This window comes from Curtobacterium sp. PhB25, assembly GCF_004365375.1.
Taxonomy (GTDB): Bacteria; Actinomycetota; Actinomycetes; order Actinomycetales; family Microbacteriaceae; genus Curtobacterium.
This window is the reverse complement of record NZ_SODR01000010.1, coordinates 143,398-159,949: the sequence shown is the minus strand read 5'-3', so window position 1 is coordinate 159,949 and position 16,552 is coordinate 143,398. Positions and strand designations below refer to the sequence as shown.

General features: G+C 70.8%; 20 protein-coding genes. 13 read left to right on the top strand and 7 right to left on the bottom strand.

Annotated features, from left to right (window positions below; genetic code table 11):
• Nucleotides 1–259: 259 nt before the first annotated feature.
• Nucleotides 260–1,645: an FAD-linked oxidase C-terminal domain-containing protein gene (locus tag EDF51_RS17745; protein ID WP_134195829.1), complete on the bottom strand. Its 1,386-nt coding sequence runs from the start codon at nucleotides 1,643–1,645 to the stop codon at nucleotides 260–262.
• 140 nt (nucleotides 1,646–1,785) lie between these two features.
• Between EDF51_RS17745 and EDF51_RS17740 the strand changes: the two genes are divergently transcribed.
• Entirely contained in the window at nucleotides 1,786–2,739 is a 954-nt protein-coding gene (locus EDF51_RS17740; RefSeq protein ID WP_134195827.1) for a manganese catalase family protein, read from the top strand.
• Nucleotides 2,740–2,758: 19 nt separating this feature from the next.
• Here the strand turns inward: EDF51_RS17740 and EDF51_RS17735 are convergent, their stop codons facing one another.
• Nucleotides 2,759–3,193 (bottom strand): VOC family protein, encoded by a 435-nt coding sequence (locus EDF51_RS17735; RefSeq protein WP_123939129.1) that lies wholly within the window; start codon nucleotides 3,191–3,193, stop codon nucleotides 2,759–2,761.
• A 119-nt stretch (nucleotides 3,194–3,312) separates the two neighbouring features.
• The gene (locus EDF51_RS17730) at nucleotides 3,313–4,185 is read right to left on the bottom strand and encodes a DUF808 domain-containing protein (RefSeq protein ID WP_134195826.1); all 873 of its coding nucleotides are present in this window, start codon (nucleotides 4,183–4,185) and stop codon (nucleotides 3,313–3,315) included.
• Between the two features lie 98 nt (nucleotides 4,186–4,283).
• Between EDF51_RS17730 and EDF51_RS17725 the strand changes: the two genes are divergently transcribed.
• The gene (locus EDF51_RS17725; RefSeq protein ID WP_123294645.1) at nucleotides 4,284–4,553 is read left to right on the top strand and encodes a hypothetical protein; all 270 of its coding nucleotides are present in this window, start codon (nucleotides 4,284–4,286) and stop codon (nucleotides 4,551–4,553) included.
• 4 nt (nucleotides 4,554–4,557) lie between these two features.
• Here EDF51_RS17725 and EDF51_RS17720 read toward each other — a convergent pair whose 3' ends face one another.
• The 3 genes from EDF51_RS17720 to EDF51_RS17710 form a co-directional block, all read right to left on the bottom strand.
• Entirely contained in the window at nucleotides 4,558–4,953 is a 396-nt protein-coding gene (locus EDF51_RS17720; protein ID WP_131845203.1) for an arsenate reductase ArsC, read from the bottom strand.
• Between the two features lie 70 nt (nucleotides 4,954–5,023).
• Nucleotides 5,024–5,437 (bottom strand): VOC family protein, encoded by a 414-nt coding sequence (locus tag EDF51_RS17715; RefSeq protein ID WP_131845204.1) that lies wholly within the window; start codon nucleotides 5,435–5,437, stop codon nucleotides 5,024–5,026.
• Nucleotides 5,438–5,477: 40 nt separating this feature from the next.
• Nucleotides 5,478–6,068, bottom strand: coding sequence for a TetR family transcriptional regulator (locus EDF51_RS17710; RefSeq protein ID WP_243649826.1), 591 nt, complete (start codon nucleotides 6,066–6,068; stop codon nucleotides 5,478–5,480).
• A 109-nt stretch (nucleotides 6,069–6,177) separates the two neighbouring features.
• On the opposite strand from EDF51_RS17710, the gene EDF51_RS17705 reads away from it, so the two are divergent.
• Entirely contained in the window at nucleotides 6,178–7,119 is a 942-nt protein-coding gene (locus tag EDF51_RS17705; RefSeq protein WP_131845206.1) for an aldo/keto reductase, read from the top strand.
• 84 nt (nucleotides 7,120–7,203) lie between these two features.
• Here the strand turns inward: EDF51_RS17705 and EDF51_RS17700 are convergent, their stop codons facing one another.
• Nucleotides 7,204–7,812, bottom strand: coding sequence for a TetR family transcriptional regulator (locus tag EDF51_RS17700; protein ID WP_131845207.1), 609 nt, complete (start codon nucleotides 7,810–7,812; stop codon nucleotides 7,204–7,206).
• Between the two features lie 68 nt (nucleotides 7,813–7,880).
• On the opposite strand from EDF51_RS17700, the gene EDF51_RS17695 reads away from it, so the two are divergent.
• The 10 genes from EDF51_RS17695 (at nucleotide 7,881) to EDF51_RS17650 (ending at nucleotide 16,552) form a co-directional block, all read left to right on the top strand.
• Nucleotides 7,881–8,639, top strand: a complete 759-nt coding sequence (locus tag EDF51_RS17695; RefSeq protein WP_131845208.1) for an SDR family NAD(P)-dependent oxidoreductase — start codon at nucleotides 7,881–7,883, stop codon at nucleotides 8,637–8,639.
• Nucleotides 8,640–8,712: 73 nt separating this feature from the next.
• A complete protein-coding gene (locus tag EDF51_RS17690) occupies nucleotides 8,713–9,318 on the top strand; it encodes a nucleotidyltransferase domain-containing protein (protein WP_131845209.1) in 606 nt (201 codons plus the stop codon).
• On the top strand, nucleotides 9,315–9,737 hold the full coding sequence (locus EDF51_RS17685; RefSeq protein WP_131845210.1) for a hypothetical protein: 423 nt from the start codon (nucleotides 9,315–9,317) through the stop codon (nucleotides 9,735–9,737). The genes EDF51_RS17690 and EDF51_RS17685 overlap by 4 nt, the downstream gene beginning before the upstream one ends.
• Nucleotides 9,738–9,781: 44 nt before the next feature.
• Nucleotides 9,782–10,195, top strand: a complete 414-nt coding sequence (locus EDF51_RS17680; protein ID WP_131845211.1) for a hypothetical protein — start codon at nucleotides 9,782–9,784, stop codon at nucleotides 10,193–10,195.
• 189 nt (nucleotides 10,196–10,384) lie between these two features.
• The gene (locus EDF51_RS17675) at nucleotides 10,385–11,212 is read left to right on the top strand and encodes an ABC transporter ATP-binding protein (protein WP_123294748.1); all 828 of its coding nucleotides are present in this window, start codon (nucleotides 10,385–10,387) and stop codon (nucleotides 11,210–11,212) included.
• Nucleotides 11,213–11,225: 13 nt separating this feature from the next.
• Nucleotides 11,226–12,068 (top strand): ABC transporter permease, encoded by an 843-nt coding sequence (locus EDF51_RS17670; RefSeq protein ID WP_207896064.1) that lies wholly within the window; start codon nucleotides 11,226–11,228, stop codon nucleotides 12,066–12,068.
• A 169-nt stretch (nucleotides 12,069–12,237) separates the two neighbouring features.
• Nucleotides 12,238–13,362 (top strand): ABC transporter substrate-binding protein, encoded by a 1,125-nt coding sequence (locus tag EDF51_RS17665; protein ID WP_243837157.1) that lies wholly within the window; start codon nucleotides 12,238–12,240, stop codon nucleotides 13,360–13,362.
• 48 nt (nucleotides 13,363–13,410) lie between these two features.
• On the top strand, nucleotides 13,411–14,475 hold the full coding sequence (locus tag EDF51_RS17660) for an LLM class flavin-dependent oxidoreductase (protein ID WP_111086881.1): 1,065 nt from the start codon (nucleotides 13,411–13,413) through the stop codon (nucleotides 14,473–14,475).
• Entirely contained in the window at nucleotides 14,472–15,221 is a 750-nt protein-coding gene (locus EDF51_RS17655) for an isochorismatase family cysteine hydrolase (RefSeq protein ID WP_134195824.1), read from the top strand. The genes EDF51_RS17660 and EDF51_RS17655 overlap by 4 nt, the downstream gene beginning before the upstream one ends.
• Entirely contained in the window at nucleotides 15,218–16,552 is a 1,335-nt protein-coding gene (locus EDF51_RS17650; protein ID WP_134195822.1) for an NtaA/DmoA family FMN-dependent monooxygenase, read from the top strand. Before EDF51_RS17655 ends, EDF51_RS17650 begins: the two co-directional genes overlap by 4 nt.

Genomic DNA, 16,552 nt, shown 5'->3' with positions numbered 1-16,552 from the left:
AGGTGTCGCGCTCGGCGCGGCTGCTGTGTGCGCGCCGAACACACCCTGGTGCAGGGTGGAGAACCAGCAATGTGCGGCTGGTGAGCGCTCCGGGTGTTTCCCGGTCTGTGCAGGTGATTCGGGGGCCTCCGGCAAAAGGTTTGGACCGATCTGTCCTCGTTACCGGTCTGTGACCTTCGGGCCCTGGACGCGACCAGACGACGGACGGGAGGCCCGGTGCCAGCTGGCACCGGGCCTCCCGTCCGTCGTCCACGTGGGTTCAGAACGCCTTGCCGGGATTCAGGGTGCCCGCCGGGTCCAGGGCGTCCTTGACGGCACGGTGCATCGCGAGGACCCGCTCGCCCAGCTCCTGCCGCAGGCCGGGCAGCTTGAGCAGGCCGACGCCGTGCTCACCCGTGACGGTGCCGCCGAGTGCCAGGCAGTCCGCGACGATCTGGTCGAACGCCTGCTTCGCACGGGCCTTCGCGGCCTCGTCGCCCTCGGGAGCGATGATCAGCGGGTGCAGGTTGCCGTCGCCGGCGTGCGCGATGTTCGCGATGGTGACGTCGTGCGCTGCCGCCGTCGCCTGGATCCGTCGGAGCATCTCGGGCACCGCGCTGCGGGGCACGCAGATGTCCTCGGTGAGCACCGGTCCGAGCCGCTCGAGTGCCGGGTACGCGAGTCGCCGTGCCTGGAACAGCCGGTCGATGTCGTCGGGGTCCGTGGCGCGCTCGACGTCGGTGCCGCCGGCCTGCGCGAAGACGGCTGCGACCTGGTCGGCGAGCTCGTCCCCCGCGGCACCACGCTCGTCGACCCGGGCCAGCAGCAGGGTGTCGACGTCGGACGGCAGCCCGAGGTGCATCCAGTCGTCGACGGCCCGCAGGCAGGTCCGGTCCACGATCTCGAGTGCTGCGGGGATGATCCCGGCACGCGAGATCGCGGCGACGGCGTCCCCGGCGGCGCTGAGCGAGGGGAAGTACCCGATCACAGCACGTTCGTCGCGTCCGGCCAGGGGGAGCAGCTTGACGGTGACCGACACGACGATGCCGAGCGTGCCCTCGGACCCGACCATCAGGCCGGCCAGGTCGTACCCGGCGACGCCCTTCGCCGTGCGGCGTCCGAGCTCCACCACGGAACCGTCGGCCAGCACCACGGTCATCCCGAGCACGTAGTCGCGGGTGACGCCGTACTTCACGCAGCAGATCCCGCCGGCGTTCGTCGCGACGTTGCCGCCGATCGTCGAGATGGCCGAGCTCGCCGGGTCCGGCGGGTACCAGAGTCCGTGTTCCGCGACGGCAGCCCGCAGTGCGTCGTTGACCACACCGGGCTGGGCGACGGCGTAGCGCTCGTCGGTGTTCACCTCGAGCACCGCGTCCATCAGCTCGAGGGACAGGACGACCGATCCGGCCATCGCGTTCGCCCCGCCGGACAGCCCGGTTCCGGCGCCGCGCGGCACGACCCGCACGCCGACGGCTGCCGCCCACCGGACGGTGGCGACGACGTCGTCGGTGCTGCGTGCGAGGACGACGGCGAGCGGTGCGGTGGATTCGGCCCACTCGGCGTCGTCGTGGCGGTACTGCTCGAGCGACGCCGGGTCGCGGAGGACCTGGTCCGGCTCGAGCAGATCGTCGAGGGCGGCTGTGTCGGCGGCGTGACTGACGGTCATCGGTTCGGGGGTCCTTCCGGGCGCGGCGGTGCGGCGCCGACGACGATACCGCGCTGAGTGGACGACCCGTGTCGCCTGCCAGGGACGCCGGACGACGGTGAGGCACGCGGCGGATCCGTCGCGGTGAGCAAGGAGGCCCCATGTACTTCCACGCACAGACCTGGATCAACGAGATCGCCGACGGCGAGCCCGACCCGGCAGCGGCCAACGCCCTGCAGGAAGGGCTCGGCGGGCAGTTCGGCGAGATGCGCACGATGATGCAGTACCTGTTCCAGGCGATGAACTTCCGTGGCCCGGCGGCGAAGCCGTACCGCGACCTCATCCAGGGCGTCGGCACCGAGGAGATCAGCCACGTCGAGCTCATCGGCACCACGATCTCCCGCCTGCTCGACGGCTCGCCCGAGTACACCGGCAAGCTCACCGACCCGCTCGACAAGCCGGGTGCGAAGGGTGCGACGCCGCTCAGTATCGCGCTCGACACGAGCAACATCCACCACTACCTGGTCGGGGCCCAAGGTGCCCTGCCGGTCGACGCGGCCGGCAACCCGTGGAGCGGCAGCTACGTCTACAACTCCGGCAACCTGCCGCTCGACCTGCTCTACAACCTGATGCTCGAGTCCACCGGTCGCCTGCAGAAGTGCCGGATCTACGAGATGACGGACAACCCCACCGCGCGCAGCACCGTCGCGTACCTGATCGTCCGCGACCAGGCGCACGAGAACGCGTACGCGAAGGCACTCGAGACCCTCGGCGTCGACTGGAAGACCCTGCTGCCGATCCCGAAGACGAACGCCGAGCGGTTCCCGGAGGTCAAGGAGCTCCTCGACCTCGGGCTGCAGAGCAAGCAGTACAGCTTCGACCTCGACGGGGCGTCCGAGGCGGGCAAGATCTTCCGCGGCGCGTCCCCGTCGAAGGACGGCACGGACCTGACGGCGACCGAGCAGGCCCCGGCCGGCGTGCCGTCGTTCATCGCTCCGGAGCGCCTCGAGGAGTTCGGTCCCGGTCTCGACGCCGACCTGCTGGCGCTCATCCAGCAGACGGCGGAGCTCGAGCTCGGCGCCGTCGAGGTGAGCACGTACGGGCCGGTGGCCTGAACCTGCGCGGGCTCGCGGATCAGTCGAGGCAGAACTCGTTGCCCTCGACGTCCTGCATCACGATGCAGGACTCGTTGACCTGATCCGCGAGCATGCGGCGGAACTGCGTCGCGCCGAGCGCGACGAGGCGGGCGCTCTCCGCGTCGAGCGCTGCGAGACGTTCCTCGCCGACCAGACCGGTGCCGACCCGGACGTCCAGGTGCACGCGGTTCTTCACCGTCTTGCCCTCGGGAACCCGCTGGAAGAACAGCCGCGGCCCGACGCCCGTCGGGTCGACGCACGCGAAAGCGGAGTCCTGGTGCTCGGGCGGGAGCGAGGCGTTGAACGCCTGCCAGTCGTCGAACCCGGGCGGGGGAGCAGGCACCTCGTAGCCGAGGACCTCGCACCAGAACCGGGCGACCCGCTCCGGCTCGGCGCAGTCGAACGTCACCTGGACCTGTCGCACCGTTGCCATGCGCGCCAGGGTAGGCGCGCGGCGCGGGTCGCGCGCACCCGTTCTGCGACGCTCCACGAGTCGTTCGACGCGTGCACCGTCGGAACACTCGTGTTCCGACGCCGGAACAGAAGTGTCAGTCAGTGCTTCCCGCGGAGGCGACCGATGCCGAGGACGATCGCCACGACGACCATGCCGAGGACGACGCCGGCGACCGCCGAGACTGCGGTGTCGACGATCCACGTGATCACCGGGCCAGTGGCCTCGATCGCGCGCTCGATCGTGTGCAGCAGGTCGTACGGGCCGTGCCAGAAGGTCTCGGCGAGGTTCGCGATGACCAGGTGCCCGCCCACCCAGAGCATGGCCACGGTGCCGATGACGCTGATGACCCGGAAGACGGTCGGCATCGCCCGCACGATCCGCGCTCCTGTGCGACGGGTCCGGCGGACGGAGTTCTTCATCATCTGCAGACCGACGTCGTCGATCTTCACCAGCAGGGCCACCGCGCCGTAGACGACCGCGGTCATGACGAGCCCGATCACGATGAGTGCACCGAGTGTCGGCCAGAGCCCGAGGTCGGGGTCGAGGCCGGCCAGGGCGATGAGCATGATCTCGGTGCTCAGGATGAGGTCGGTCCGGATGGCGCCGAACACGAGCTTGGGTTCGGTGACCGAGTCGGTGGAGCCTGTGCCGTGGTGGACACCGAACCACTCGGTGACCTTCTCCGCGCCCTCGAAGCACAGGTACGTCCCGCCGATGAGCAGGAGGTACGGCAGCACCCAGGGCGCGAACGCGGTGAGCAGCAGCGCCAGCGGGATGATGATGATGAACTTGTTGAACAGGCTGCCGAGCGCGATGCGACCGACGACCGGCAGTTCCCGGGCCGGCGCGAGTCCCTGCACGTACTGCGGCGTGACCGCGGCATCGTCGATGACGACCCCGGCGGTCTTCGCACTCGCCTTCAGGGCCGCGGAGAGGATGTTGTCCACCACGGCGAGCAATCCGACTGACATGACTTCGTTCTCCGCTCGTCCGGGCCTGTGACGGTGCTCAGCGTAGTGGGCGCGGCGGACCCTGAACGCCGCCGGGGCGCCGTCCGTAGGCTGAGGCCATGGCTGACTTCACCGCTGCACAGGCCGCCGTCGTGCGGATCGAACGCGCCGAGGAGGGGCGTTGGGACCTCACGGTGATCAGCGACTCGGGCGTGAAGATGGGGCACGGCGTCTACCTGTTCGACGCCGCGCACGACGACGCCGAGGACGAGCAGGCCGCCGCGCTCGACTTCGTGCGCGACTACGGCTTCCGCTTCGAGCGCGACGCCGTGCAGGCCGACGGTGCGGACGCCTACTGGGCGCCGCTGCTGCCGTCCGACCAGCAGTAGCCGGCTACAGGGACGCGATCAACCGCTCGACCCGCACCCGGATGTCGTCGCGGATGGGGCGGACCTGCTCGATCCCCAGCCCGGCCGGGTCGTCGAGGTCCCAGTCCTCGTACCGCTTGCCGGGGAACACCGGGCAGGCGTCTCCGCAGCCCATGGTGATGACGACGTCCGACTCGCGCACGGTCTCGGTCTCGAGCACCGCCGGTCGGGCGTCGGCGATGTCGATGTCCTGCTCGGCCATGGCCTGCACGGCGACGGCGTTGACCTGGTCGGCGGGCTCGCTGCCGGCGGAGAACACCCGGACGCGGTCGCCGGCGAGGTGCTGCAGCCACCCCGCGGCCATCTGGGAGCGTCCGGCGTTGTGGACGCACACGAACAGGACGGCGGGGCGGTCGGTCATGCGCCCATCATCCCAGCGAGGGCGCCCGTCATCCCAGCGAGTGCGCCCGTCATCCCAGCGACGGTGCCCGTCATTCCCGCGCTGACGCCTCGAACCCGATCAGCCACGTGACACCGAACGCGTCCCGCACGGTGCCGTCCCAGTCACCCCACGGCCGCTGCTGCAGGGCGTCGACGACCGTGCCACCCTCGGCGAGCGCGTCGAACCAGTGCCGCAGGACGTCGGGTTCTTCGGCCCCGAGGAGCGAGAACAGCAGGCCGGTCGCCGCGAACGGCTCGTCGGTCTCGCTCGCGTCGGCGGCGAAGAGCTGCAGCCCGCCGGTGAGCTGTCCGTGGGCGACCGCGTCGGCGGGGCCGTCGGTCCGTGAGAAGTCGGCGTAGGTCGCGATCTGGACCTCGCCGCCGAAGACACCCTGCCAGTGCTCGAGGGCCTGCCTGGCGGTGCCGGCGAACTGGAAGTACGGCGACGGTCCGGTGACGTTCATGCCCGGACGATACCGCTGGACGAGGGCGCGCGTCCGCTCGTCAGGCGCTCGGTGCGATGCCGTCGAACGCGCGTCGCAGGATCGCGGCCGCGTCGGGGTCGTTGCCCGTGGCCCAGGTGGTGATCGCCACGTCGAAGCAACCGAGGGCCGCCTGCACGAGGACCCGTGCCCGCAGGTCGGCGTCGGGGCCGTGGAGCTGCCCGACGACGAGGGGCGTCAGGACGTCCGCCCAGGCCTGGTGCTTCTCGAGGTTCCGTGCGCGCAGTGACGCCGTGCTCGTCATCACGCGGACGGACCGTCGACCGGTCTCGGGGTCGTCGGTGCTGCCGCGCTCGAGCATCTCGGCGAAGGCCTCGCGCAGCGCGGGCCACACCGGTTGGGTCGTCGACCGCGACCGGAACGCCTCGGCGAGGGCGTCCCGGTGTCGCGCGGGGTCGCCGATGACGGCGTCCTCCTTCGCGGGGAAGTACCGGTGGAAGCTCCGCGCCGAGATCCCCACCTCGGCGGCGACCTGTTCCACGGTGACGTTGTCGAACCCGTCGGTGTCGAACCGCTCGAGTGCCACGGCGGCGATGCGCGCGCGGACGGCATCGCGGGTGATGTCCCGTAGGCCGGTTCGCACGTCGCTCACGGGACCGATCGTACCGTGACGTCATCTTCCGTCCAAGTTGTCAGACTCTGACAGTAATGGCGTACAGTGCCACTCGCATGACCACCACACGTCACGAAGGGACGGCACCATGCAGCAACGCACCCTCGGCCGACAGGGCCTCACCGTCAGCGCCATCGGCTACGGCGCCATGGGCACCACGTTCGCGTACGGACCCGGCGACGACACCGAGTCCGTCGCCGCGATCCGGCACGCCCACGAACTCGGCGTCACGCACTTCGACACGGCCGAGCTGTACGGCTGGGGGACCGGCGAGCGGCTCCTCGGCGCGGCGCTCGCCCCGATCCGCGACGAGGTGACGATCGCCACGAAGTTCGGGTTCACGCCCGAGGCCTACGCGCCGGACTCCCGACCGGAGCACATCCGGCAGGTGGTGGACGCGAGCCTGCAGAACCTCGGCACCGACTCGATCGACCTGCTCTACCAGCACGTGCACGACCCGGCTGTCCCGATCGAGGACGTCGTCGGCGTGATGCAGGAGTTCGTGCAGGCCGGCAAGGTCCGGTACCTCGGCCTGTCGAACACCGATGCCGACCAGATCCGCCGCGCGCACGCTGTGCACCCGATCTCGGCGTTCCAGACCGAGTACTCCGTCTTCTCGCGGGAGTCCGAGGCGCTCTTCCCCCTCGTCGACGAGCTCGGCATCGGCGTCGTCGCGTACTCGCCGCTGGCGCGCGGGTTCCTGAGCGGTGCCGTGCAGCCCGCGAGCGCCTACGCGGCCGACGACATCCGGCAGCAGCTCGAGTGGTGGGCGCCGGAGCACTTCGACGCGAACGTCGCCGTCGTCGCCGCGCTCACCGAGATCGCCGATGTGAAGGGCGTCTCGCTCTCGCAGCTCGCGCTGGCCTGGATCCTGGCGAAGCGCGCCGACCTGGTCCCGATCCCCGGATCGCGCAACCCCGGACGCGTCGCCGAGAACGTCTCCGCCGCCGACGTGCGGCTCACTGACGACGAGGTGGTGCGCATCGACGCGCTGTCGCGCGACGTCCGTGGGAAGCGCGCGATGGGCTGAGCCCGGCCGGGTGTCGGACGGGAGGCCCGTGGCGCGCCCGCCACGGGCCTCCCGTCCGTCCGGTGGTCGTGTCCAGGGCGCGTCTCAGGCGAGCAGGGCGAGTGCGCGGTCCACGACGTCCTCCGGTCGGCCGTCGCCGTGCAGCGCCCACCAGGTGAGGGCCGCGCTCGCCGCGGCCGCCAGGGCGTGCGCGCGCACCGACACCGCGAGGTCGTCGGGCGTCGCGCCGTCCCGCTCGGCCACGAACCGGACGATCGCGTCGGTCAGGGTCGTGACCGTGGCCGCGCCGACGTGCTCGAGGGAGGGGTTGGCGCGGATGACGCGGAGTCGGTGGCGGGTGACCTCGACGGCGTCGTCGGGGAAGGTCGCGCCGATCCGGTAGGCGGCACGCAGGGCGACCGACGACGACTCCGTGGACGGCCGCTGTCGGAGTGCGTCACCGAACCGCGAGGCGAACTCGTCGAGCCCACCCCAGACGAGCGCCGCCTTGTTCGGGAACAGCCGGAACAACGACCGGCGGCTCACCCCGGCAGCTGTCGCGACGTCGTCCATCGACACGGCGTCGAAGCCCTGCTCGTCGAACAGCCGGAGCGCCACGAGGGACACCGCGTCCGGGTCGATCGTGCGGGGGCGTCCCGTCGGCCGATCGCTCGTCGGTCGATCGCTCGTCGGCCGGTCACTCGTCGGGCGCATGGAGTCCTTTCGGCACTGAGTGCTATAACCGTCGTGGCGCAGCGAGCGCCTCTCAGTGAGGAGACGACATGACCGACACCACCGCCGGACGTTTCACCGGCAGGACCATCATCGTCACCGGGGCGGGTTCCGGCATCGGACGCGCCACGGCGACGCGCATCGCGAACGAGGGCGGGCGGGTGATCGCGACCGACGTCGTCGCCGACCGCCTCGACGCGCTCCGCTCCGAACTCGAGGGCCTCGAACTCGAGACCGTCATCGGCGACGTCGCCGCGACCGAGACCATCGACGCACTCATCGCGGCCGCGGGCGATCGCATCGACGGACTGGCGAACGTCGCCGGCATCATGGACGCTTTCCTTCCGCCGAGCGAGGTCGACGACGCCACCTGGGACCGCGTCTTCAGCGTCAACGTCACCGGACCGATGCGCCTCACCCGCGCCGTCCTGCCGCACATGATCGCCGCCGGCCGCGGCGCCGTCGTGAACGTCGCCTCCGAGGCCGCACTCCGTGCCTCGGCAGCGGGTGCCGCGTACACGGCGTCGAAGCACGCGATCGCCGGGTTCACCAAGAGCGTGGCGTTCTTCCACGGGCCGCAGGGCATCCGGGCAAACGCGGTCGCGCCGGGCGCGGTCGCGACGAACATCGAGGCGCCGATGCGCAGCGAGTACGCCGCCAGCCGGGTCGGCCCCATCATGCAGGTCGCCATCCCGCCGGTGGCGCAGCCGGAGCAGCTCGCAGCGGCCATCACCTGGCTGCTCAGCGACGACTCTGCCAACGTGAACGGCGCCGTGCTGCCGAGCGACGGTGGGTGGTCGGTCGTCTGACGAAAATGCTCAGATACGAGTAGAAATCTACTAGAAGTGGTAGATTTCTACTCGTATCCGATCGGAGGTCCCGATGCAGTTGCAGTCCCCCTTCGCGACGGTGACCACCTCCGTGGACGGCGATGTGCTCGCCGTGTTGGCACGAGCGCCAGGACCGATGACGATCGCGGCCATCTGCAGCCTGGTGCCGGACCGGTCGTACGCCGGGGTCCGGAACAGTGCGGATCGGCTGGTCGAGCAGGGTGTCGTCGACGGGCACCGGACCGGACGGACGAAGTCGTTCAGCCTGAACCGGGAACACCTCGCCGCCGATGCGATCACCGCTCTGGCCGATCTCCGGCGCGCGTTCCTCGAACGACTCCGATCGGGCTGTCGATCGATCCCCCTCCGGTACGCCGCGCTCTTCGGATCCGGCGCCCGTGGTGAGATGCGGCCGGACAGCGACCTCGATGTCTGCTTCATCGTCGAGCACGGCCGACGTGAGGAGGCAGAGGACCAGATCCACGCGTTGTGCCGTGCGGCCGGTCGGTGGACCGGGAACGCCGTGCGGCCGGTCCTCTTCGACGAGGACGAGATCGACGGCACCGACCCGCTCCTCGCATCGGTTGCCGGGGACGGGATTCCCATCGCAGGCGATGGTCGATGGCTGTCCCGGAAGCTCCGTACCCTGACTGGATGACCCCGCGAACCGGCACCACCGCACCGGGCGACGAGTCGTTCCGGAGGGGCCGGCTCGCCAAGGCGACGGAGTTCCTCGAAGCTGCAGAGGCCCTCCGCGCGCTCGGCGGTGACGCAGGGGTCTTCAGTGCCGGATCGCAGTTCGCGAACGCGTTCGTCACGCAGTGCGTCCTCAGCGGCATCGCCGCGGCTGACGCGATCTGCGTCGCTCGGACCGGCGAGTACTCGCGATCGGGAGCACACGACGAAGCGGTACCCGTGCTGCGTGCGGCAGCTGGACAGCCGGTTGCGAAGCACCTCGAGGTGCTGTTGGCGGTGAAGACCAAAGCCGAGTACAACGCGCGGTCGGTCAGCGACAGCGACATCGTGCGCGCCGGGGAAGCGGCCGAGGCCCTCGAGGCGGCCGCGCGGTCGGTCTGACGCGCCGGTCGATCCGGAGCGGCTGGCCCGCTTACACTGCCGACATGACCGAGGTCCCCGTCGCGCGCTCCGAGTGGGGCCGGTTCGCCCCCGACTCCGTCGAACGCCGGATGCTCGAGCACACCGGCACCGCCCTCGGCCTCGTCCTCCGCCCGCGCACGGTCGTGCTCGACCGCGCCCGGGTCGAGGTCGAGGGCATCGACGACGCCGACCGTGTCGTCGTGCAGCTCGTCGCGAACCAGGGCGCCTACAAGCCCGCCTGGCGCAACAAGGTGATGGCGGACCTGTTCAAGCTGCTGTGGCTGCGGCGGTCGGTCCCCGGGGTGGAGCGGGCCGTGCTCGTCGTCGCCGAACCCGCGGCGAGGGCGCTCGCCGGGTGGGTGGCGGTTGCCGCCGAGGACCTCGGCGTCGAGGTGCTCGTCTGGGACGGGCAGACCGCAGTGCTCTCGCCGCGCTGAGCGCAGTCGACCCGACCCGCGCACTCGTTCACACGTTCGCAACACATGTGGTCCGACTCCGTAACACGGGCGTCCTAGCCTCGTCACCAGCAGCGGATTTCCGCGTCGCAGACCAACCCGAGCTCGCGACGCACGCTCTCCGCCATACGAGACCGAGCCTGCGTGCTCGCCGACGGTATGGAGGAACGGATGACCACATCAGCGGTCCGCGTGGACGCGGTGCGCAAGGTGTACGGCAGCGGCCCGAGCGCGATGGTCGCGCTCGACGACGTCGAGTTGACCATCGAGCCCGGGAAGTTCGTGTCGCTCATCGGCCCGAGCGGCTGCGGGAAGTCGACGCTGCTCCGCCTGGTGGCCGGGCTCGAGCCCGCCGACCGCGGTGACGTCCGGGTGCACGGTGTCACACCGGCCCAGGCCTGCGCGGCGAAGCTCATCGGACTCGTGCCCCAGGCGCCGGCGCTGCTGCCCTGGCTCACCGTGCTGCAGAACGTGTCGCTCGCCGGGCGCGTGAACCCGGGTGCCGGTCGCCGCCGTGCCGCCATCGAGGACCTCGAGGAGCGCAGTACCGGCACCGGCCCGGACATGCGCGAACTCCTGCGGATGGCGGGACTCGGCGAGGCGATGGACAAGCTCCCCGCACAGCTGTCCGGCGGCATGCAGCAGCGTGCCGCGATCGTCCGGGCCTTCGGCCTGCGCCCCGACGTCCTGCTGATGGACGAGCCGTTCTCGGCGCTCGACGAGTTCACCCGCGAGAGCCTGCAGGACCAGCTGCTCGACCTGTGGGACGAGCTGCGCACGACGGTGCTCTTCGTGACGCACTCGGTGTCCGAAGCCGTCCGGATGTCGGACACCGTCGTCGTGATGGCGCCGCGCCCCGGCCGGATCGTCGACGTCATCGACATCGACCTGCCCCGCCCGCGCAACCAGCGATTGTTCGAGGAACAGCGGTTCCACGAGTACGAAGACCTGGTCCGGACCCGTCTGCACAGCGCCTGGCGCATGACCGATGCGGCCTGAGGGAGACGGGACCATGAGCGCCACCACCACCTCCACGCCCGCCGCGACCGCCACCACGGCCGACGCCGAACGACGCACCGCGCGCCGACCGGTGCCCGGTTGGCTCCGACCGACCGTCTGGTTGCCCCTCGTCGTGATGCTCGCCGTCCTGGCGGTGCTCTGGCAGATCGGCGCGACGGCGATGCCGTACCTGCTGCCGCCGTTGCCCGCGGTGGGGGAGACCCTCGCCACGCAGCTGCCCTACTACCTGCAGAACGCCGGCATCACCCTGGCGGAGTCGCTCGTCGGCCTGGCCATCGGGTTCCTCGCCGCCTTCGTGCTCGCGGTGCTGACGAGTGAGCTGCCGATCGTCCGCCGTGCGGTCATGCCGATCGCCATCGTGCTGAACGTCACGCCCCTCGTCGCGATCGCCCCGGCCCTGGTGGTGGCGTTCGGGTTCGGGCCGCTGCCGAAGCTCGTCATCACGGCGCTCATCTGCTTCTTCCCGATCCTGATCAACACCGCCGCAGGCCTGCGGTCCGTGCCGCAGCCCGTGCTGCAGGTGTACAAGACGATCGATGCCTCCCGGTTCGAGATGCTCGTGCACCTGCGGATCCCGAACGCCCTGCCGTTCGTGTTCGCGGCCCTGCGGATCGTGTTCCCGCTGTCGATCATCGGCGCGGTCGTCGCGGAGCTGTCCGCCTCGGGTTCGACCGGCGGCCTCGGCACCGTGATCAGCACGGCGTCGTCGATGAACCAGCTCGACGTCGTCTACGCGGCGATCGCGATCCTCGCGGTGATGGGCGTGGTCCTGCTCGGACTCATCACGGTCGTCGAGCGGCGCGTCCTGCACTGGCACCGCACCGCGAACGACTGACGCGCGGTCCGCCGGCCGCACCACGCGGCCGCCCCGCGGCCCTGCCGCACCACCCGCCGGCGCGAGCCTGCCCGCGCGACGTCAGCCGCGCCTCCAGGCCGACGTCCGGCGACCCACCGACCCACCCGCACCCGCCCTGCACCACCCATCTCTTCCCACAGGAGTGACCATGCAGCACAGCACCATGCAGCACCGCACCAAGGCCGCACTCGCGGCCCTCGCCACCGCCGTCGTCGCCCTCGCGCTCACCGGCTGCAGCACCGGCTCGAGCGCCGGAACCACCTCGTCCGAGGGCAGCGCGATCTCGGCCGAGCGGTGCAAGGAGAACAAGGACGCCGGCAAGATCACCTACCTTTCCGGCTACCAGTACCAGTCGTCGGCGTCGATCCTCGAGTACATCGCGGCGGACGAGCTCGGCTACTTCAAGGACCTCTGCCTCGACGTGACCCTGAAGCCGGGCTCGGGTGACACCGCCCAGAACACGAAGCTCCTCGCCAGCGGCCAGGCCACCGTGTCCGCCGTCGCCGAGCAGGACCTCATCCAGGCCCGGGCGAACGGCATCGACATCACCGGGATCTCGTCGTACTCGAACGCCGGCCTCGACGTCCTGATGACGAACAAGGACATCACGAAGCTGCCGCAGCTCGACGGCCAGGTCGTCGGCCACAAGGGCTACGTCCCCGCCTCGGTCCGCGCGATGATGGAGAAGGCCGGTGTCGAGTGGGACTCCCTCACGCTCGTCAAGGAGGGCTACGACCCGTCCGTCCTGCCCCGCAAGCAGAACGGCCTCGAGGCGCTGACCGGCTTCGTGTCGAACGAGCCGAACCTGCTCAAGGCCGCCGGTGACGACGTCACCGTCTGGCAGCCCGTCGACTACGACATCCCCTCGTCGATCGGTGCCATGGCCGTGAACCCCGCCTTCGCGAAGGCGCACCCGACCGCGGTCGAGGACGTCCTGCGCGCAGCCCTGCACGCCTACGACTTCTGCTCCGCGAGCAAGGCGAAGACGAAGCAGTGCGTCGGGTACGCCGCGAAGCTGTCCGGCGCGACCTACGACACCGCCCAGAACACCAAGATCTGGACCACCGAGACGAAGGTCATCGCGGACAACCCGACGCCGGACCAGCCCCTCGGCGGGATCGACCCGGAGAACGTGACGAAGCTCGTCGACATGCTGCACCAGTTCGACATCGTCAAGAGCTCCGTGACCGCCGACGACGCGAAGAGCTGGTTCACGAACGAGTACATCGACGCCATCACGAAGGACGGCGAGACCGTGTGGCCGGCACCGTGAGTCCCATCGTCACCGAGTGTTCCGCAACGACCAGAAAGGCGGCGTGAGATGCCCGCGAAGGAGTACGGGATCTTCCTCCCGATCGGCAACGGCGGGTGGATGCTCTCCACCACGGCACCCCACCCCGAGGCGACCTACGCCTGGAACAAGCGCGCGGCGCTCCACGCCGAGACGATCGGCCTGGACTTCGTGATGTCGATGGCGAAGTGGCGCGGCTTCGGCGGCTCCACCGACCACTGGGGCCGCTCCCTCGAGTCGATGACGATGATGGCCGGCATCGCCGAGGCCACCGAGCGCGTCAAGATCTGGGCGACCATGCACGCCAACGTCCACAACCCGGCGGTCGCCGCGAAGATGTACACGACGCTGCAGGACGTCTCCGGCGGCCGGGCTGGCATGAACATCGTCAACGGCGCCTACGCGGCGGAGTTCGAGCAGTTCGGGATCTGGGACGCGGCCCTCAGCCACGCCGACCGGTACCGGATGACTGAACTCTGGACCGAGGCGGTCACGCGCCTGTGGACCGAGGACAGCGTGACGATGCACACGCCGTACTTCGACCTCGACGCGTGCGAGTCCCGCCCCCACCCCGCATCGCGGCCGACCATCATCAGTGCCGGCAAGTCCGAAGCGGCCCGGGCGTTCCAGGCGAAGCACGCCGACGGCGCCTTCCTGGCGGCGGACAGCCTGGACGAGATGCGCGACCTGTCCCGCGACGTCCACGACCGCGCCGCCGCCGAGGGACGCGAGTGCCGCACCTACTCGATGCTCACGGTCGTGCAGGGCGAGACCGACGCCGCCGCGCAGCGGAAGGTGCGCGAGTGGGGTGCCGGCGTCGACCGCGAAGCACTGGCCTCGATGCGGGCGTCGTGGGGCGTCCCCGCCGAGCAGGCGCGTGCCTGGGCGGACGGTGCTGCCGGTGAGGACGCGTTCCAGACCGCGTACGTCGCCGGGTCCGCCGAGACCGTCACCGAGCACATCGAGTACATCGTCGACCGGGGCGAGCTCGACGGCCTGATGCTGATCTTCCCCGAGTACGACCAGGACATGGTGCTGTTCGGGGAGACCGTCCTGCCGGCGCTCCGCCAGCACGACGCGGCGGTCGTCCGGTGACCGGGGAACTCGACGCGGGTCGCGACCCGCGGCTCGCGCAGTTGCTGTCCGCTCCGCTCCGCCCCGCGCTCGTCGTCGTCGACGTGCAGCGCGACTTCGGTGAGCCGGCGCGGATCGCCCCCTACGGACTCGACGACCGCGCGTCCGTCGCCGTGGCCGCCGCCGTCACCCGCATCGGCTCGCTCGTCGACGAGGCCCGCGCAGCGGGCGTCCCCGTCGTCTGGGTCGAACTCGGCAGCGACCCGGCCCGGCCGTGGCGCTCCAGCACGTGGCTGCGCGGGGGCGACCCGGACGGCCCGATGCCGGACGACGAGCCCTGCCGGATCGGCACGGAGGGCGCCGAGTGGTACCGCACGGCGCCCGAGCCCGGTGAGACACGCGTCGTCAAGCGCGGCTACAGCGGGTTCCTGGGCACCGACCTGGAGGCCCGGCTCACCGCCGCAGGGATCGGCTGGGTCACCGTCGTGGGACTCACGACCGAGTGCTGCGTCCTCGCCACCGCACAGGACGCGATGCAGCTCGGCTGGCACGTGGTGGTCCCGCAGGACGCCACCGCCGCGTACGACACCGACGTGCACGACGCCGCACTCACCCTGATCGACCTCAACGTGGGCGTCGTGACCGACGCCGACGAGACGGTGGCGCTGTGGCGCGCGGCTGCTGACGCGTCTGCGTCTGCTGCTGCTGCTGCTGCTGCTGCGTCTGCGTCCGGGTCTGCGTCCGCTTCGCCGGTGGGTGCCCGATGAGCGGCATGCACCTGGCCTACGACCTGTCCTTCACCCACACCGAGGGGCGGTGGGCAGCGGCCGGCAGCTGGGTCGGCCAGGACTTCCCCGACGTCCGCATGTACATGGAGGTCGCCCGGACCGCCGAGCGCGCAGGCGTGGACATGCTGTTCTTCGGCGACGGGTCCGGTGTGCCGAGCACGTGGCGCGGCAGCATCGACCCGGCCGTCGAGTGGGGCATCCAGTGGCCCCGGCAGGACATGTCGCCCGTGATCGCCGCGATGTCCACCGTCACGGAGCACATCGGGTTCGGGCTCACCTACTCGTCCACGTTCACCCACCCCTTCTCCGTCGCCCGACTGCTCAACTCGCTCGACCACGTCACCGGCGGACGGATGGCGTTCAACGTCGTCGCCTCGTCGCGGGGCGCGGACGCGGCGAACTACGGGTCCGACCACCTGATCGACCACGACCTGCGGTACGAACGGATGGAGGAGTTCATCGGCGTCTGCCGTGCGCTCTGGGACTCCGTCGCCCCCGACGCGATCGTCCGCGACCGCGCGACGGGGCGGTTCGCCGACCCGGCCGGGGTGCACCCGATCGACCACGACGGCCGCTTCTTCAAGGTGCGCGGCCCGCTCGCGAGCGTCCCGAGTCCGCAGCGGCACCCCGTCGTCGTGCAGGCCGGCAACTCGCCGCGCGGCATCGCCGCCAGTGCGTCGTTCGCCGACCTGGTGTTCGGGTTCGGGTCGAGCGTCGCCGGACAGCTCCGGCACCGGAACGCCCTCGACGCAGCGCTCACCGACGCCGGTCGGGACCCGTCCGGCGTCGGGATCCTCTGGGCGACCCAGGTCATCGTCGGTGCCACCGACTCCGAGGCCGCCGCCCGCCGTGACTCGCTGCTGTCGTTCTGGAACCGCGAGGCCGTCGGCACCTTCATCTCGCACAACGCCGGGTACGACTTCTCCACGCTCCCGGAGACGTTCCGCCTCGGCGAGCTGCGCGACGAGATCGTCGCCGCGCAGGCGAGCCCGGCCGGCCTGGTCGGCAGCCTGGTCGCCGAGTTCGGCCAGGACCACACCATGGACCGCGACGACTTCTTCGAGCACGGCTGGCGTGCCGCGACGGGCCTCGACCACATGCTGGTCGGCGACGCAGCGGGGGTCGCCGACGCCCTGCAGGAGAACTTCGCGGCCACCGGCGGACGCGGCGGCTACATGCTGTCCAGCCCGCTCGGCATGCCCACCGGGTTCGCCGACCTGAGCGAGCTGCTCGTGCCGGAGCTGCGTGCCCGAGGTGCCCTGGCACCGCGGTACCCGGGGTCGACGCTCCGCGAGAACCTGGCGGTGTGA

Coding starts and splice junctions, on each gene's coding strand:
- EDF51_RS17745 (WP_134195829.1), bottom strand. CDS start 1,645: ATGACCGTCAGTCACGCCGCCGACACAGCCGCCCTCGACGATCTGCTC.
- EDF51_RS17740 (WP_134195827.1), top strand. CDS start 1,786: ATGTACTTCCACGCACAGACCTGGATCAACGAGATCGCCGACGGCGAG.
- EDF51_RS17735 (WP_123939129.1), bottom strand. CDS start 3,193: ATGGCAACGGTGCGACAGGTCCAGGTGACGTTCGACTGCGCCGAGCCG.
- EDF51_RS17730 (WP_134195826.1), bottom strand. CDS start 4,185: ATGTCAGTCGGATTGCTCGCCGTGGTGGACAACATCCTCTCCGCGGCC.
- EDF51_RS17725 (WP_123294645.1), top strand. CDS start 4,284: ATGGCTGACTTCACCGCTGCACAGGCCGCCGTCGTGCGGATCGAACGC.
- EDF51_RS17720 (WP_131845203.1), bottom strand. CDS start 4,953: ATGACCGACCGCCCCGCCGTCCTGTTCGTGTGCGTCCACAACGCCGGA.
- EDF51_RS17715 (WP_131845204.1), bottom strand. CDS start 5,437: ATGAACGTCACCGGACCGTCGCCGTACTTCCAGTTCGCCGGCACCGCC.
- EDF51_RS17705 (WP_131845206.1), top strand. CDS start 6,178: ATGCAGCAACGCACCCTCGGCCGACAGGGCCTCACCGTCAGCGCCATC.
- EDF51_RS17700 (WP_131845207.1), bottom strand. CDS start 7,812: ATGCGCCCGACGAGTGACCGGCCGACGAGCGATCGACCGACGAGCGAT.
- EDF51_RS17695 (WP_131845208.1), top strand. CDS start 7,881: ATGACCGACACCACCGCCGGACGTTTCACCGGCAGGACCATCATCGTC.
- EDF51_RS17690 (WP_131845209.1), top strand. CDS start 8,713: ATGCAGTTGCAGTCCCCCTTCGCGACGGTGACCACCTCCGTGGACGGC.
- EDF51_RS17685 (WP_131845210.1), top strand. CDS start 9,315: ATGACCCCGCGAACCGGCACCACCGCACCGGGCGACGAGTCGTTCCGG.
- EDF51_RS17680 (WP_131845211.1), top strand. CDS start 9,782: ATGACCGAGGTCCCCGTCGCGCGCTCCGAGTGGGGCCGGTTCGCCCCC.
- EDF51_RS17675 (WP_123294748.1), top strand. CDS start 10,385: ATGACCACATCAGCGGTCCGCGTGGACGCGGTGCGCAAGGTGTACGGC.
- EDF51_RS17670 (WP_207896064.1), top strand. CDS start 11,226: ATGAGCGCCACCACCACCTCCACGCCCGCCGCGACCGCCACCACGGCC.
- EDF51_RS17665 (WP_243837157.1), top strand. CDS start 12,238: ATGCAGCACAGCACCATGCAGCACCGCACCAAGGCCGCACTCGCGGCC.
- EDF51_RS17660 (WP_111086881.1), top strand. CDS start 13,411: ATGCCCGCGAAGGAGTACGGGATCTTCCTCCCGATCGGCAACGGCGGG.
- EDF51_RS17650 (WP_134195822.1), top strand. CDS start 15,218: ATGAGCGGCATGCACCTGGCCTACGACCTGTCCTTCACCCACACCGAG.